Annotated in this window: 16 protein-coding genes; 8 read left to right on the top strand and 8 right to left on the bottom strand. The window is 37.0% G+C overall.

All coding sequences use genetic code 11. The annotated features are described in order from the left end of the window. Positions 1–33: 33 nt before the first annotated feature. The 7 genes from M3189_RS03180 to M3189_RS03150 all read right to left on the bottom strand — a co-directional run bounded on the left by M3189_RS03180 (position 34) and on the right by M3189_RS03150 (position 6,454). A complete protein-coding gene (locus tag M3189_RS03180; protein ID WP_251631851.1) occupies positions 34–921 on the bottom strand; it encodes a PucR family transcriptional regulator in 888 nt (295 codons plus the stop codon). A 129-nt stretch (positions 922–1,050) separates the two neighbouring features. After that, on the bottom strand, positions 1,051–1,239 hold the full coding sequence (locus M3189_RS03175) for a hypothetical protein (protein ID WP_251631844.1): 189 nt from the start codon (positions 1,237–1,239) through the stop codon (positions 1,051–1,053). 58 nt (positions 1,240–1,297) lie between these two features. Beyond that, positions 1,298–1,507 (bottom strand): YheE family protein, encoded by a 210-nt coding sequence (locus M3189_RS03170; protein WP_251631841.1) that lies wholly within the window; start codon positions 1,505–1,507, stop codon positions 1,298–1,300. 81 nt (positions 1,508–1,588) lie between these two features. Beyond that, the gene (locus M3189_RS03165; RefSeq protein ID WP_251631838.1) at positions 1,589–2,650 is read right to left on the bottom strand and encodes a YheC/YheD family protein; all 1,062 of its coding nucleotides are present in this window, start codon (positions 2,648–2,650) and stop codon (positions 1,589–1,591) included. Then, a complete protein-coding gene (locus M3189_RS03160) occupies positions 2,644–4,011 on the bottom strand; it encodes a YheC/YheD family protein (protein ID WP_251631836.1) in 1,368 nt (455 codons plus the stop codon). Before M3189_RS03160 ends, M3189_RS03165 begins: the two co-directional genes overlap by 7 nt. Then, the gene (locus M3189_RS03155) at positions 3,989–5,092 is read right to left on the bottom strand and encodes a YheC/YheD family protein (protein ID WP_251631833.1); all 1,104 of its coding nucleotides are present in this window, start codon (positions 5,090–5,092) and stop codon (positions 3,989–3,991) included. The genes M3189_RS03160 and M3189_RS03155 overlap by 23 nt, the downstream gene beginning before the upstream one ends. Continuing rightward, complete coding sequence (locus M3189_RS03150) at positions 5,093–6,454, bottom strand: YheC/YheD family protein (protein WP_251631831.1); 1,362 nt, start codon at positions 6,452–6,454, stop codon at positions 5,093–5,095. Positions 6,455–6,630: 176 nt separating this feature from the next. Here M3189_RS03150 and M3189_RS03145 point away from each other — a divergent pair, with 176 nt between their 5' ends. From M3189_RS03145 to M3189_RS03125, 5 genes are all read left to right on the top strand, one after another. Next, positions 6,631–6,978: a YlbF family regulator gene (locus tag M3189_RS03145; protein ID WP_251631829.1), complete on the top strand. Its 348-nt coding sequence runs from the start codon at positions 6,631–6,633 to the stop codon at positions 6,976–6,978. Between the two features lie 127 nt (positions 6,979–7,105). Then, positions 7,106–7,975, top strand: coding sequence for a Cof-type HAD-IIB family hydrolase (locus M3189_RS03140; RefSeq protein WP_251631827.1), 870 nt, complete (start codon positions 7,106–7,108; stop codon positions 7,973–7,975). 125 nt (positions 7,976–8,100) lie between these two features. After that, the gene (locus M3189_RS03135) at positions 8,101–9,594 is read left to right on the top strand and encodes a coproporphyrinogen III oxidase (protein ID WP_251631825.1); all 1,494 of its coding nucleotides are present in this window, start codon (positions 8,101–8,103) and stop codon (positions 9,592–9,594) included. 151 nt (positions 9,595–9,745) lie between these two features. Then, entirely contained in the window at positions 9,746–11,362 is a 1,617-nt protein-coding gene (locus M3189_RS03130) for a long-chain fatty acid--CoA ligase (protein WP_251631823.1), read from the top strand. Positions 11,363–11,523: 161 nt separating this feature from the next. Further along, the gene (locus M3189_RS03125; protein ID WP_251631821.1) at positions 11,524–12,315 is read left to right on the top strand and encodes an enoyl-CoA hydratase; all 792 of its coding nucleotides are present in this window, start codon (positions 11,524–11,526) and stop codon (positions 12,313–12,315) included. Positions 12,316–12,357: 42 nt separating this feature from the next. Here the strand turns inward: M3189_RS03125 and M3189_RS03120 are convergent, their stop codons facing one another. After that, the gene (locus M3189_RS03120) at positions 12,358–12,543 is read right to left on the bottom strand and encodes a YhzD family protein (protein WP_251631818.1); all 186 of its coding nucleotides are present in this window, start codon (positions 12,541–12,543) and stop codon (positions 12,358–12,360) included. 115 nt (positions 12,544–12,658) lie between these two features. Here M3189_RS03120 and M3189_RS03115 point away from each other — a divergent pair, with 115 nt between their 5' ends. From M3189_RS03115 to M3189_RS03105, 3 genes are all read left to right on the top strand, one after another. Beyond that, positions 12,659–13,558, top strand: coding sequence for an ABC transporter ATP-binding protein (locus tag M3189_RS03115; protein WP_251631816.1), 900 nt, complete (start codon positions 12,659–12,661; stop codon positions 13,556–13,558). Next, the gene (locus tag M3189_RS03110; RefSeq protein ID WP_251631814.1) at positions 13,551–14,804 is read left to right on the top strand and encodes an ABC transporter permease; all 1,254 of its coding nucleotides are present in this window, start codon (positions 13,551–13,553) and stop codon (positions 14,802–14,804) included. Before M3189_RS03115 ends, M3189_RS03110 begins: the two co-directional genes overlap by 8 nt. A gap of 246 nt (positions 14,805–15,050) precedes the next feature. Next, positions 15,051–16,268 (top strand): metallophosphoesterase family protein, encoded by a 1,218-nt coding sequence (locus tag M3189_RS03105; RefSeq protein WP_251631812.1) that lies wholly within the window; start codon positions 15,051–15,053, stop codon positions 16,266–16,268. The last annotated feature ends 8 nt before the right edge of the window (positions 16,269–16,276 follow it).

Here is a 16,276-nt window from a genome sequence, read left to right as displayed (position 1 = left end):
AAAGTTCCTAAAATGGAATTTGTGCAGTGTGTCCTATTTTTTTTGTTCAAAAAGCAGACAGGCTAAAAAGACGGTAAAAGCACCATAAAAGTCTTTTAATTGGACGCCAGTCCTATCGATAAATTTATCAATTCGGTATTGAAGTGTATTGCGATGAATAAATAATTTCTTTGCTGTTAAACTGGCATTTAAATTATTCTCTAAGAACACTTTTATAGTTGTATATAACTCAGGATCCTCTATGAATATGGATGAAAGTTCCGTATTAACTTTATCTTTAATGTCATCAGGTAAATTAAATGCAACAAAAGCTGGAAATATCTTTTCAAAGGAAGTAATATTTGTACTCGTTAGGTTTTTCTTAGCAAATTCAAAATACTCCTTTTCTTGAATAAAATGGTTTCGTAATTGACTTGAAGCCGGGTAGAGTTTGCCAATATAAAAGGAAACCTTTACATAAAAGTCACTTTCTAGTGTATCAACTATGGAAGTTAACTCACTTTCGGTGAGGGATATTTGTCTTCTTTCTTCGACGACAATCCCATTATGGTCATCTTCCCAAATAATTTGTACTTCATCAGAAAAAAAACCTTTAATGGCCGACTCAATTTCTGTTGGATCAACTCCATGACCTTTAATATGGAATTGGATAAAGCGAAAATTACTTTCACTATTTAGAGTAGGAATTGATCCATCTTTTAACAAAAATTCATGCCATTTTCTAGACAGTGAGCTTAGCGGCATGGATGACATTTTTACTTGTTCATATAGAACTTTTAGAAGATTTAGCTCATTTTCTGTTAAATTTGTTTTTGGAATGGAAAGCCAGTTCTTTTCAGATTGGTCATAAAATATGTAATATTGGTCATAGGTCTGGGTTGGCTGAACAGAAGATAGTACTGAATTTTCGTATAAGGACATGATTTTTTTTAACAAGAGCAACTTCTCCAATATGATGATTTTAAGAATAATACACTAATTATAGCATTAATCTGGCAATCATATTAAAAGGCTAACTCGTGAAGATTTTAACGAGTTAGCCTTTTAAAATTATTCGGTTGAATGATTAGGAGGTTCCTCTTCGGTAAGATTACGGGCTTCTTCAATATTGGTAGTATCATGGCGAGAATGGACGGAACCTCCCGACAATCCTTCATTAATTATTCTGTCAATATCTAGGTAAACTTTGTCTTTTCCTTCATACTGCAAGTCTTTTTTTCCTTTTTCCACAGCTATCATTTCCTTTCCTAATTTTTCTTTAGTTTACGGAAAGGGAAGTATTTCATTCACTCAAGCATTATTCATAAACATGGAAGAGCATGAGCTCATGGATTTGACTCGTTAGTGTGTCAATGTCATCCTGTTCGGGAGTATTGGCAGTCCATTCAATTTTTCCCGTTTGATGATAAATACCTGAATATCTTAGTTTCTTATAGTAAAAGGAAAAATTCCATCCAGGAATATTCTTATTCTCAAATAAAGGCTTATATTGAAAATGTGTCAACATATTATCCATCTCCCTTTATATACTAGTGGTTACTTCTAGCTTAAGGGAAAGAACGAATACATTCCAGTATATTTTTTTCACTTAGTTGTTAGGATCAGTTAGCTGCAGGAACAACTGACAGAGATGGTCAATTTTTTTAGCTTCTATTTCTTTCTCATCAAAACTCATTGGTTTTGAGTTGACTTCGTATATATAATAGTGTCCAGTCTCGCTTATGCCGAAATCTATGGAAAACTCCCCAAAAAATCCAAACTTCTGTGAGAGTGCAATCCCAATTTGTTTGACGACATTTTCAATAAGCAAATCTTGCTCCTTCGTTTGGAATAAGTTATATGGTAATAGCTTTCCCCCTGAAGGTATATGAGTGGTTATCTCCTGCTTTTGGGATTGTCTTATTCCTACTCCTGTAACAATATAGTTGTCATTTTCAGCATGAGCAAGAATGCGTAGATCGAACCGTTTCCCATCATACTTTTTAGACAGTATTTCCTCTTGTGCCAAGTAATTTTTTTCCTTAAGTATGTTTTCCCACTCATTCCAAAAATGATCAAAAGTAATGTATTCATTGCTCCTGCTTATTCCCTTTAAAATGAGCCTTTTCTGTGTATCTAGTTCTAATCGAAAAATCCCATTTCCTCTTGCAGATTGAGCTGGTTTTAAGTAAATGGTTTGAAATTGCAATAGGAAAGTCCATAGTTTTTGTTTTTCAAAGGCAGGGATTGTTGCAGGCAGATAAGAATGAAGAATGGGGTGGTCTTTAAAGAGTTGGTATAGTTCATATTTATCAATAAAGGCTGGATTAAAAAAAGGAATATTTTTATCTTTTAAGTGAGAAAAAAAACCACTATTTTTTATCTCCTCTTCTGACTTTCGAAAGGGTATGCGGTTGTAAACAAGGTCGGGGTAGGGGAAATTAATCCTTTCCCATTCGTTTTTCTCTGGGTTAAACGTGAATCCATCTATTGATTCATCGTGAACCCCGTCAAGTGTAAAGATAAAGCTTATTCCATTAAGTGAAATAAGCTTCTTTTGCAGCTCAATAAAAAGCGAGCTATTCCCACCAATTGTTCCATTCTTTTTCTTTGCAGTTAATATTCCAATGACGGGCTGCATACTTTTGCTCCATGAATTAATGATTACCATTTGATAACTTCCTCAGGATGCAAAATGGCTTGCTCCGTTAAAAAAACTGCAAAAGCCAGTGAAAGCTTACACGTGAGTTTTTCAAAATCCTTTAGTTCCGGGTGGCTGAATATGGATCTGCCTGGCTTGGAATTTGCTTCAAATAACCAAACATCACCATGTTTATCAATTCCTAAATCAAATCCAATTTCGCCTATAATGCCTTCCATATTGTTTGAGATGCTTTTACTTAACAAAAGGGCGGCATTAACAAGCTTTTCAGTATAAAGTTTTAAGTCATCCAGCTGAAAAAGCTCTGACACTGTTTTAACTTCTCCTCCGCTCCGGGCATGGGTGGTTACGCTGCCTTGGCCTGCTAATTTTGCAGCCAAAGCTGTAACATGCCATACACCAGCATCATCCTTATTCGTGTGTATCCGAAAATCAATGGGGCGCTGCTCTTGCCTAAGGAGATGAATTCCTTGCTGAACAAGCATTTTATCTAAATTACGATTAGCTAAAACAGTTTGAAACAAGCCCTCTAAGGAAGAAAATTTTCGGAGCCGGTTCACACCTTCACGATCTTGATAACGGCAATAATATTCATCTTGGGTTTTATCATAAAGGATTTGATGGACACCTAACCCCAGACTTCCATTTATAGGTTTAAGATAGACATGACCATATTTAGAAAGCATGTCTTCTATCAATGAAAAGGACGTAAATGGATGGGTTTCCGGGAGATAGACAGCCACTGTATGGTCCTGCTGTAGTCTTTCATAAATATCTAACTTGCTAAAAAATCCTGGGTTATACCAAGGAATTAGATAGTCCTTTTGCAGGGTTTCCTTCACCTTGACTAATTTGGGATTTCTTTCACTTTTCCGGTTTGGAATGCGATCATAAATAACATGAGGAAAGGGTACCTCAATACTCTGCCAATGGTTATCATGATAAAAATTTCCACTGATTGTACCGTTTTCCCAGTTAATATGTTTTTCACCGAATACAAATGGTATTGCTCCAACATTGGTTTTTACCGATAACAGTTTGGAGAAAAAGTTGGTTCTATCGCCAATCGGCCGGTGAGGGAATGGGGTGAAGCCTGCAGTAAATATTCCAACAAGCGGTCCAATATTGAGAACTTGCTGTTCGACAAATACATGCAATTTTATTGCAAAATCAGGAAAAAGTAAGAGTTCTTGAATCTTTTTGCTTATCACAATACCATTATTTTTCTTTGGAGCAGGTCTAAAGTCAGCTTCAATTGCTTTAGACCCAAAGGCAATTTTTTTTAGTACATTATCTTTTAAGAGCTCTTGAGGACAGTAAACAACTAAATGGCTGTTTTCAGCAATCTCAATGGTATAGCGTTTTCTCATAGTAGCTCTTCCTTTCTTTACGATCTGACTGAGTAAGGTGTTTCCCATAAAGAAGTGGGGCTAAAAATAAGGTTTCTTTTAGATCTGGCTGTGTTTGTAAGACTACCTTTCTCCCAGGCTTTGAATTTACATCGAGAATCCAAAGGGCACCATCCTTTGCCATTCCAATATCAATACCAATTTCAAATAACGGAAGAATTTCACTTTCGAGTATATGTGGAATGTTTTGGGTTATAAAATTTAATTCTGATAAAATATATTCCTTGCTTGCTAAGGTGAGGGAATTGCACCAGTCTGAAAAGTCAACAGCTGAGCCTCCAGCGCTTAAGTTTGAAAGAATACCTCCAGTATTTCCTTGGCGAATAGCCTTTCCACGTTCAACCCAGAGTCCTTGTTCATCTTTTTGAAGTAAAATTCTAATATCAAATGGCTGTGAAGCAGCATTAGATAATTCAAGGTAGGGCTGAAGAAGATATGGCCGGAAGTTTAGTAAGGGTTGGAGCCATTGAAATAATTTTTTCTCATTAGGAAAGATTCTTGAGATGATTTTTTTGTTTTTTTCGGTTTTGACATGGATAGTTTTATCATTTTTCTTTAAATAATAGATTCCATAACCTTGAGAACCATTTATTGGTTTAATAATGATTTTTTTCTGTTTTCGTAGGGCATTTCCAACTTGCGAGCAATCTTTAATAGGCTGTGAGTGAGGCAAATAAGGAACTAATCGAGAATGACGTAAGGTATCATATAATTCTAGTTTATTTGGAAGCCCAAAGCCTAAAAAGGTTATATCCTCTCTGCTTTTTAACCAGGAAACAATGGGGATACATTGTTTTGAATGTTCGTCATCACCATAAAAACAGCGGTCATAAATGATGGAAGGGATGGGAAATTCATCTTCTACCCAACATTGTTTTAATGTATCAAACACTCTCCCTAGAACCTGTGTGGTGCTAGGATTAATGGCAGAAGGAAGAAAGTGATAACATTCCATCCCACAAGATTGACCGCGAGCAGCCATTTCCCGAATATAGGCTGCTTCACTTTCTAAATTTAATGTCATAATTCCAAAGGTAATCATCTATGAATCCTCCATTTCTGAGGTTGAATCTAATGCGAGCTTGGTACAAAACTGAATAATTGCTTTGGCAGATGGTCTTATCTTCATTTGACCATCTTCAAAGTTTTTCGATGGCTTTGAATTGACTTCAATGAGCCAGGGGTTACCTTCTTGATCAATTCCAATATCGATTCCAAGTTCTCCGGTAATTCCTGATGACTTCCTTTCGATAATTGTTGCTGTTTCAATGGCTAATTTTTTCATTTCTGTGATTAACCCCTTTGCATCACTTACACTCATGCTATCTTTTAATGCATTTATGGGAGTCATTATTTCTCCGCCTCTGGCAATATTGGAAACAAACTCATCCTCTGCTGATATTCGGGCAACCAGAGAGGTAGCATTCCAGGTGTTTCGTTGATTTTTATGACACAAGACTCTAAAGTCCATTCCTCTATTTTGATAGGTAAGGAGGGGGATTCCTTGCTGGATAATGTAAATTCTATTGTTCAATAATGGTTTAATATGATGATATATTTCTTCAAAGGACGATAGGACTTGCTTATTTTCTGAGTGTGATTTAACCGAGGAATCTAATATCAAGTTGGTATTCTCTTTTTTTAGTTTGAAGATATTTCTCCCTTGACTTCCATGCACGGGTTTAATAAAAACAGTCTCAAACTTATTTACAAATGCAGCTAAATGATCCTTAGTGAACAGATTTGTGTCAGGTATATAGGATTGGAGATGATTTTCATGGATTAAATGCTCATGAACCTCCCATTTTGAAAGAAAGCGATCATTAAAAATAGGAATACGTAACTCGGCAAGTTTGTTACGAAATAAATGGTACTCCTTGCCAAATTCAATTTTGCGAGAATGAATGCGATTATAAATGACATCAGGGAGAGGGAGATTTGCAGATTTCCATTTCCCATCTTCGAAATAATAACCATGAACAGAAAACTCTGGGTATGAAAATACATATAAGAAACCGCCATTCTCCGTTAATCCATGATGAAGTTCTTCACAAAAGCTATGGATTGAACGGAAATAGGGTTCTTCATTTCCATTATTTTTAAAGTCTGTTACCAGACCAACGACTGGACCCAAAAAAAGTGAATCGATTTCTTCCTTATAAATGGAGTGAAATTTGTATCGTTGTATGGGTAAACAAAAAAGTTGAAATAGATTTTCAGGGAAATGAATCTCGTTAGGAGACATTTCAACTGTCATTATTTTTACTTTCACTATTTTCTTTCCTACAGAAATCTTGATTTCACTCGTTTTGGGCTGTAATTGGCTATAAAGTTTTGAGGACATCTGAACAAAATGATCTGTCCTGTTAACTGATTCCATAGGAACTATTGTGATGATGGGCATAGTCATTCCTCATTTATCGGCGAATATGTGTTTAAATAGGCATTCTTTGATATGGTATCGTATGTTACCGCCCAATAGTTTGTGATACATAATTGCACCCTAGTTGAACATCCTCGCAATTACAAACATAGTTTGTTATAGTTATTAAGATTATTTTCTTAAGAGGAGTGGAATCAATGTCCGTTAATTTATATGATGCAGCTAATGCCTTAGAAAAAGCGATTCGTCAAAGTGATGAATATAAACACTTACAGCAAATGTATAATGAAGTAAATGCTGATCCAACAGCAAAAAATATGTTTGATAACTTTCGCCAAATTCAAATGAATTTACAACAAAAACAAATGATGGGGCAGGAAATATCAGAACAAGAGGTTCAGCACGCTCAATCAACGGTAGCTCTTGTTCAGCAAAATGAAAAAATATCTCGACTTATGCAGGCAGAACAGCGGATGAGCATGATTATTGGTGAATTAAACCAAGTTATTATGAAGCCGCTTGAGGAGCTTTACGGGAATTTATAATAGGATTTTAAAACTTCCGATTCATTCGGAAGTTTTTTCTTTTCTAAACTGCCCTTGTTCTATCTTTCGGTGAAAAATCATAAAAGTGTTATAAGGGTAACTTCACCAAGAACAGGGGGCTCACATAATGATTTATCGTTTGCTTGCATTAAATATTGATGGAACTCTCTTACAGAGCAATGGTAAAATCCATAAGTCAACAAAAGAAGCCATTGAGTATGTTCAGCAAAAGGGAATTTATGTAACGCTTATGACATCACGGAGTTTTCCCTCAGCCAAGAAGGTGGCAAGGGCATTAAAGATAAAGAACCCGCTCATCACTCATCAAGGTGCCTATATTGCAAACAGTCAAGATAAACAAAATCTTGTCCAAAGAATAAACGAAAATATCACCTATGATACAGTCCGTTTCCTAGAGGGAATGCCTTGTCAGATTAGGTTGGTTCATGAACAATTTTCATTAGCAAATAGGTTGAAGTTAAACAACAATTTGCTAGCGAAAACTGTGTTTACATCAGGTGATCCAGTATTTTATTCACAGCAATTTGTTTCGTCTCTAAGTGAATACTTGCATGATCAACCGGTTACTCCGCCGAAAATAGAGGTTTATTTTGAAGAGGAAAGTGATCTTCAGGATGCAAAAAAGGCAATCGAAAAGATGTTTACAGAAATTGAGACGATACAGCTTGACTCTTTGCGATTAGATATTGTCCCAGCAGGTGTCTCAAAGTTAAAGGGTCTCTCTTTTCTTGGAAGCCAACTTGGGATTCAGTTAAAGGAAATGGTGGTTATTGGAGATGGATTAGATGATATTCCGGCTATTGAGGCTGCTGGACTGGGCGTAGCAATGTGGAACGCCGAATTTGAGGTGAAAAGAGCAGCGAACTGGGTAACTAGATCGAAAAATGAGCATGGCGTTGCGTATATGGTTAAAGAACACTTTAGAAAGCAGCAGCCAATTGAGTTTTTAAGGAAAATGAATATTATAAAAAAGTAATTTAGCAGACATCATCGTATCTACGGTGATGTCTTTTACGGTTGTGAATGATTTCCATTATATTGACCTAATATACTTGATTCTGTAAACTTAAAGGAGTTTTAAATAGAAGAAGGTGATTGATAGTGCGTATAAGCATTTTAGGTTTAGATGATGAACGATTTAATCGGATGCTGCAGCTAATCGGAAACTTATTTTTTGAAGAAACACAGATTATTAAAGTTAAAGATGAGACTGCAGATATAATTATAAATTTTTCTTTAGTAGAAAATGACTTTATTCATGTTTCTGCTGGTTTGGAAGATCAAAACGGTAATTCTTATAGAGAGAGCTATGAAAAGGAATTCCTCCAGTCCCAATCAGAAAAGGAAAAGTTCAAACAAATAAAAAATGCAGTTGCTCATGTTTATTTAACACTTTTGCAGAATTGCACAGGAATTACCCAAAAGTGGGGTATCTTAACTGGGATTAGACCAACCAAGCTGTTACACCGGAAGGTTCAAGAGGGAATTCCTCAAGAAATAGCCCACCAGCAATTAAAAGATGATTACCTTATTACAGATGAAAAGATTAATCTCATGCAGCAAATAGTTGACAGGCAGCTGGCAATTGTGCCAGACCTCTACTCACTTCAAAAAGAAGTGAGCATTTATATTGGTATTCCGTTTTGCCCAACAAAATGTGCATATTGTACATTCCCTGCCTATGCAATCAACGGCAGACAAGGTTCAGTTGATTCATTCTTAGGCGGTCTGCATTATGAAATAAAGAAAATCGGGGAATGGCTGAAGGAAAAGGGTGTTAGGATCACCACCGTTTACTATGGCGGCGGTACACCAACGAGTATTACAGCTGAAGAAATGGATATGCTTTATGAGGAAATGTATGCTTCTTTCCCAGAGGTTGAAAAGATACGTGAGATTACAGTCGAAGCAGGTCGTCCCGATACGATTACCCCTGAAAAGGTAGAGGTATTAAAGAAATGGAATATCGACCGGATTAGTATTAACCCACAATCCTATACACAGGAAACCTTAAAGGCCATTGGGCGGCACCATACGGTTACAGAAACAATCGATAAATATCATTTAGCAAGAGAAATGGGCATGAATAATATTAATATGGATCTTATTATTGGCCTTCCAGGTGAAGGTATAGCTGAATTTACACATTCACTTGCTGAAACGGAAAAGTTAATGCCGGAATCATTAACCGTCCATACCTTATCATTTAAGCGTGCCTCAGAAATGACAAAAAACAAGGATAAATACAAAGTGGCAGGTCGAGAAGAAGTAGAACAAATGATGAATCTAGCAACAGAGTGGACAGACAGTCATGGCTATGTTCCCTATTATCTCTACCGTCAAAAAAACATTCTTGGGAATCTTGAAAATGTCGGCTATGCATTTCCGAATCAAGAAAGCATTTATAATATCATGATTATGGAAGAGCAGCAGACGATTATTGGTCTTGGATGCGGCGCAGCAAGTAAATTTATTGACCCAAAGACAGGGAAAATCACCCAATTTGCGAATCCTAAAGATCCAAAAACATATAATGAAAGCTTTGAAGCTTACACAGAAGAAAAAATAAAAATATTAGATGAACTATTCTCGTAAAAAGGATCTCTTGCCTGATAGGCAGGAGATTTTTTTTGAAATCCTTGTTCTTAATAGAGGAAATGTCATAATTATGGAGAATATTTTATAGGATAAGAGTCATAGAATACTACGATTTGAAAACGCTTTCAGTTATGGAGGGGATTTAGCAATGATGCAAACGCCTTTAACAATGACACAGATGATTGAAAGAGCAGAGAAGTATTTTCCAAAGAAACAGGTAGTTTCTAGAACATCCAGCGGCATTCATCGATTTACGTATAAACAAATCGGTGAAAGAACGAGAAGACTGGCTGATAGTCTAAAAAGACTAGGAGTGGAAAAAGGTGATAGGGTAGGAACACTTGCGTGGAATCATCATCGCCACCTAGAAGCCTATTTTGCAATTCCGTGTATTGGCGCCGTTCTTCATACCGTCAACATCCGTCTTGCTCCACATCATATTTCCTATATTATTAATCATGCAGAAGATAGTGTCCTCTTAGTAGACCCAGACATAATTCCTTTACTAGAAAAATGTGCACCCGATTTAAAAAGTGTGAAGGCTTATGTGATTATGACAGACGAAAAGGAACTTCCTGAAACCAGCCTTTCTCCAATTTATCATTATGAAGATTTGTTAGCTGAAGCTAATCCTACTTTCAATTATCCAGAAGATATCGAAGAAAATGATCCAGCAGGTATGTGTTATACCTCTGCGACCACAGGTAATCCTAAAGGAGTCGTATACTCGCATAGAGGAATATTTCTTCATAGTATGGCATTAGGACTGGCAGATAGTGCAGCAATGAGTGAAAAAGACATTGCATTGCCAGTTGTACCAATGTTCCATGCCAATGCTTGGGGGATGCCATTTGCTGCTGTATGGTTTGGGACATCTTTAGTGCTGCCAGGTCCATATTTTACTCCGAAACTACTAGCAGAGTTCATAGAAAATGAGAAGGTAACCATTACGGCGGGTGTACCGACCATTTGGCTTGGGCTGTTAAAAGAACTTGATGAGGGCTCTTATGACCTTAGTAGTTTAAGAGGAGTACTTTGCGGCGGTTCAGCAGCTCCAAAAGGAATGATTAAGGCATTTGAACAACGTCACAAGGTGCCTTTCTTACATGCATATGGGATGACTGAAACAAGTCCGCTGGTGGTTATTTCCACACTAAAAAGCTATCAGGAAAATTTAGATTATGAAGAAAGACTAGAAATAAGAGCAAAACAAGGAGTTCTTGTTCCAGGCTTAAGCATAAAAGTTGTTGGCAAGGACGGAGAAGTATCATGGGATGGCAAGGAAATGGGGGAACTATGTATAAAGGGCCCTTGGATCGCCTCTGAGTATTATAAGGATGAGAGAACACTAGATGCCTTCCAGGATGGCTGGCTGCACACTGGAGATGTTGTGACAATCGACGAGGAGGGCTTTGTGAAAATTGTCGACCGGACAAAGGATTTAATTAAGAGCGGCGGTGAATGGATTTCTTCCGTTGATTTGGAAAATGCCTTAATGGCACATGAATCGGTGTTTGAAGCGGCAGTTGTTGCTGTCCCTCACGAACAATGGCAGGAAAGACCAGTTGCTTGTGTTGTTTTGAAAGATGCCTATAAAGATAAGGTGACAAAGGAAGAATTACTTGAATTTTTAACACCACAGTTCGCTAAATGGTGGTTACCTGATGAAATCTTATTCTTAGCGGAAATTCCGAAGACCTCTGTAGGAAAGTTTTTAAAGATGACACTAAGAGAGCAGGTACAAAAAGAAGTGCAAAGGAAGTAATTTTCGTAAAAGGACAAAGAGGTGCTCTTTGTCTTTTTTGCCGTAACAAATAGTTTTAGTAAATAGGTGTAGTGAAAATTCCATATATTATGAAAATTTATTTTTTATCATACCAATTCAAGCTATAATAGAAATGAGTAAATTAATGGGAGGGGTTTGGCATGAGTATAAACTTTGTAACAGATAAGGTAAAAGTGAGGGTAAACGGCCGGGTTGCAACGGTGGAAATGAATAGACCGGAAGCATTAAATGCACTTGATGTGGACATGATAAAAGGACTTGTCAGCAAACTTAAAGAAATATCGGACTCCGATGATATTGATATTGTCGTTTTGACAGGGAGTGGCAGAGCATTTTCTGCAGGTGGAGACATTAAAACGATGCTGACTGAATTGAGTGAGAGCGAATTCTTCCCGGTAATGGACTGTATTAGCGAATTAATCATTACCTTATACAGTATTCCTAAATTAACCATTAGCGCTGTAAATGGTGCGGCAGCAGGCCTTGGCTTCAGTCTAGCATTGGCCACTGACTACATCATTGCTGACACGAGAAGCAAACTGGCAATGAATTTTATTGGCATTGGGTTAATACCAGATGGCGGTTCCCATTTCTTCTTAGAAAAGAGATTAGGTGAAATAAAAGCGAAGCAAGTCATTTGGGATGGAAAAATGATGAATGCACAGGAAGCCTTAGAACTAGGGTTAATCCAGGAGGTTGCCGAAGGAAATCTAGAAGAAACGTTAGAAGCAAGAATTTCTGATTGGCTGAGTCGGCCAGTTCAGGCAATGATAAAAACGAAAAAAATATTAGCAGATTGTAACCGTCCGCAATTACTTAAGATATTAGAACTAGAAAAACAAGGGCAATTAAATATGCGTCGAACCTTTGATCACCAAGAAGGAATTCGAGCGTTTATTGAAAAGAGAAATCCAAAGTTTATCGGAAAGTAAAAAAAAAGAAGCATTTTTTTGCTTCTTTTTTCTGTTTATAAACTACGAATGGAACAGCAAAAGCTTACCACTTGGTGATGTGCAGCGATGTGTTTTATCTAGTAAATTCTTTTCAGCTACTAGTTTTTCGGCTAATGCCTTTGCAGCCTCATCATGTTCGGCTTGAAACGCTTCATCTACTATTTTTTCCCCGTTTGCTTCAAAGGCGGTTAACTTGTAAGTCCTCATCAAAAATCCTCCCCAAAAGTTATGATATTATAATATTTGCATAATTCTTGATATTTTGCAAAGGTGAAACTTTTTCAGAGGAATTTCGTAGTAATTCTCAAGAGGGGGAATTTGTATGGTTTTAAAACTAGAACATGTAACAAAGCGATTTGGCGAGTTTACGGCAGTTAAGGACTTATCCATAACTATTCCTGAAAAAGAAATGTTTGGATTTTTAGGAGCAAATGGTGCAGGGAAGACAACAACATTTCGAATGATTTTAGGGCTGCTGGATTCAAGTGGTGGCAGGATTACCTGGGACGACAAGCCTATCAATTATTCAACGAGCCATTTAGTAGGCTACCTGCCAGAAGAAAGAGGTTTATACCCTAAATTAAAGGTCAGCGAACAAATTGTCTACCTTGCGAGATTAAGAGGTATGGCTAAAAGTGAAGCGGTTACTGAATTGAAATATTGGCTGGAAAGATTTAAAGTTCCGGAATATGAAAATAAGAAAGTTGAAGAGCTTTCAAAAGGAAACCAACAGAAAATTCAATTCATTGCAGCAGTCATACATAAACCAAAATTATTAATTCTCGACGAGCCATTCAGCGGTTTGGATCCTGTAAATGTTGAAATGCTTAAAGAGGCTGTCCTCTCTTTAAAGGTAAAGGGAACGACCATTGTTTTTTCAAGCCACCAAATGCACCATGTAGAAGAGATGTGTGAGCATCTTTGTATTATGCATAAAGGAACTCAGGTTGTACACGGGTCTTTAAAAGAGATAAAACGTGCTTTTGGTAAAAAGAACCTTGTTATTCATGCGGATTTTCCTTTAGATTCTTTGAAAAGTTACCCAGGAGTGGTTAAGACTAGATCGACAACAGAGGGAATTCATCTGCAAATCGAGGGAGAATACATTGCAGAGAAAATACTAAAAGATATCGTAAACAAAGGATTCATTAGAAAGTTTGACCTTGAAGAGCCTTCTTTAAATGATATTTTTATCGAGAAAGTAGGTGATTCCTATGAATAAATTCTGGATCATTTTATTCCATACCTATTTTAATAAATTAAAAACAAAATCATTTTTGATTACAACCTTGTTGACAGTAGTTATCACTTTAGGGTTGACCAATATGAATAGTATCATAGAAGTTTTTGATAAAGGCGGGGATAAAGATAAGGTGGCTGTTTTAGATGAAACAGGTCAGCTATATGCACCGCTAAAAGAACAAATGAGTGCTTTAAATAAAAACCTTCGACTGACAGAGTTCGATGGCACAGAAAAAGAGGCGGAAAAGGCAGTAGAAGAAGGAGAATATGCAGGATTTGTCCAGCTTCGTTATGATGCAGAACAATTGCCTGAAGCTACATTTAAAGCAATGAGTGTAGCGGATTCATCATTATTTACTGATCTTCAGGCAGGACTTCAACAAATGAAAACGATGGTTGCGGCTTCGAAAATTAATCTAACGGGAGAGCAGCTCCAGCAGCTTTATGAACCAGTTTCTTTTGAGAAAATTGCTCTTGAAGAAAATGCGAAAACGGAGGAAGAATTGAATCAAGCTAGAGGACTTGTTTATGTTCTGCTGTTTGTCATCTATTTTGCTGTTATCATGTATGCCAGTATGATTGCAATGGAAGTTGCTACAGAGAAGTCTTCAAGGGTGATGGAAATCTTGATTTCCAGTGTTTCACCTATCAAGCAGATGTTTGCCAAAATACTGGGAATTGGTCTATTAAGCTTAACTCAGCTGACAGTACTTTTATCTGTAGGGTATTTCTCTATTAAACGGAATTTGTCTTCTCTAGAAGGTGGTTTTTTTGACGCATTTGGATTTGGAAATATTTCGGTGTCAACCATCACATATGCGGTTATTTTCTTTATCCTGGGCTATTTCCTTTATGCAACTCTTGCTGCTTTTCTAGGTTCGTTGGTGAGCAGGATTGAAGATGTACAGCAAATGATTACACCAATGACTTTACTGGTTGTAGCAGGATTTATGATTGCGATGTTTGGTCTAGGAAAACCGGACTCGCCATTTATTGTCATTACATCGTATATACCTTTTTTCACTCCAATGATTATGTTTTTACGCGTAGGTATGCTGAATATTCCAGTTTGGGAAACATTGTTAGGAATTTCAATCTTATTGGGGACTATAGCTTTTCTAGCGGTATTTGGTGCCCGTGTATACCGTGGGGGAGTCCTAATGTACGGAAAATCAAATTCCTTCAAGGATATCAAAAAGGCTTTGCAATTAACAAAAAAAGAATAAAATGTTTAGAGCTTTGTCAAAAAAAGGCAAAGCTCTTTTAATATTTTCTTTCAGTCTAGCTACAGCGCCTAGGGGCTCGGGGTCATAAGCCAATCCGTCAAGAAGGTTCAAGAACAACCTTCTCGCCGGCTCGTCTTATGCCTGTCGCCGCCCCTGGACAAGGCGCTTCCGCTTTTCAGTTAGAACGTGCATTCGTATTTTCGAGATGTTACAATGAAAGAAAACTCACTCCAAAGGAGCTTTATTATGAAACAAATATCATTTATCCATGCTGCTGACCTGCATTTGGACAGCCCAATGGTTGGCTTAAAGAATTTGCCTGCTAACATCCTTTCAAGAGTGAGAGAGAGTACCTTCACAGCTTTAGGGAATCTCACCTCAGCAGCTATTGATAACAACGTCGATTTTGTTATTTTAGCAGGAGATTTATATGATGGTGAAGACAGGAGCTTACGTGCACAATCTCGTTTCCGGAATGAAATGCAAAAGCTTTCACAAAAGGGTATACCTGTTTATGTTATTCACGGAAACCATGATCATTTAAATGGCTCATGGGTACACCTAGATATGCCTTCAAACGTACACTTTTTTAGCAGTGATGTTGAAATGAAAATTTTCCATACGAAACGTGGTGAAAAGGTTCATTTATACGGCTTCAGTTATCTCAAGCGGCATATTCTTGATAAAAGAATAGATGACTATCATAAACAAGAGCCCGCAGATTTTCATATTGGGATACTTCATGGAAATGAAGGCGGCGGTACTGAACACGATAATTACGCACCATTTACGATCAAGGACCTTCAGGAGAAAGATTTTGATTATTGGGCTTTAGGACATATCCATAAACGGACGATATTATCTGAAACACCGCCAATCATTTATCCAGGAAATCTCCAAGGACGTAATAAAAAGGAAGGAGGAATGAAAGGTTGTTACTGTATTACATTGAATGAACTAGAGGCAAGAAAGGAATTTATTGTAACTTCAGATGTGGTTTGGGAAGAAGTTTATATTGATGCTGCTTCGGCACAAAGCTTCCAAGATATCTTTCATTTATGTCAAATTACCATTGAACGTTTTCGTAAAGCTGGTATTGGGACTCTGCTTACATTGAATCTAAAAAATGTTCAATTGGATGATTACCATGAGAAAAGAGTGTTAGATACTGAGCTTCTAGAATTACTACTCGATTATGAAAATGAAGAAGAATCATTTGTTTGGATTGTTCATTTATCCCTAGAGGATAACCAGCAGTTGGATAGAAAAAATTTAATGAAAGAAGCAGATTTTTATTCTGAGTTGTTTGCAACGATTGATGACTATCAGAATCCCGAAGCTGCAATAGCCCCGTTATACGAACATCAAATGGGCAGAAAGTATTTAAAAGGTTTAACAGAAAGTGAACAGAAAGAATTATTGGAAAAGGCTGAGAAACTATTAATTAGCTTATTGTATCAATAGAGAAGGGG

It is taken from the genome of Neobacillus niacini (assembly GCF_023715415.1).
Classification (GTDB): Bacteria; Bacillota; Bacilli; order Bacillales; family Cytobacillaceae; genus Neobacillus; species Neobacillus niacini_C.
The sequence above is the reverse complement of the archived record's forward strand: the minus strand, read 5'-3'. Positions and strand labels throughout refer to the sequence as shown.